The sequence below is a fragment of the Bradyrhizobium pachyrhizi genome, from assembly GCF_001189245.1.
GTDB classification, from domain to species: Bacteria; Pseudomonadota; Alphaproteobacteria; order Rhizobiales; family Xanthobacteraceae; genus Bradyrhizobium; species Bradyrhizobium pachyrhizi.
The window spans coordinates 1-425 of the sequence record NZ_LFIQ01000029.1; the positions used below are offsets into that span (position 1 = coordinate 1).

The following is a 425-nucleotide window of genomic DNA, read 5'->3' on the forward strand; positions in this document are numbered from 1 at the left end:
CCGAAGGGGCTCGACTACAATATCGGCTACAACCCGACCGAATTCATCGCCCAATCGGTCCACGAGCTGATCAAGACGATCTACGAGGCGATGGCGCTCGTCGTCATCGTGGTGCTGGTGTTCCTGCAGGGATGGCGGCCTGCGATCATCCCGATCATCGCGATCCCGGTGTCGCTGGTCGGCACCTTCGCGGTGATGGCCGCGCTCGGCTTCTCGATCAACAATCTGACGCTGTTCGGTCTGGTGCTCGCGGTCGGCATCGTGGTCGACGACGCCATTGTGGTGGTCGAGAATGTCGAGCGGCATCTCGAGCACGGCATGAGCCGGCGCGAGGCGGCTCTCAAGACCATGGAGGAGGTCGGCGGTGCGCTGGTCTCGATCGCGCTCGTGCTGTGCGCGGTGTTCGTGCCGACCGCCTTCCTCGG

1 protein-coding gene is annotated in these 425 nt (G+C 64.0%); it reads left to right on the plus strand.

Going from position 1 to position 425, the window contains the following annotated elements:
- Nucleotides 1-425: efflux RND transporter permease subunit (locus AKL29_RS03900; protein ID WP_152977420.1), on the plus strand; the 425-nt coding region annotated here is incomplete at both ends.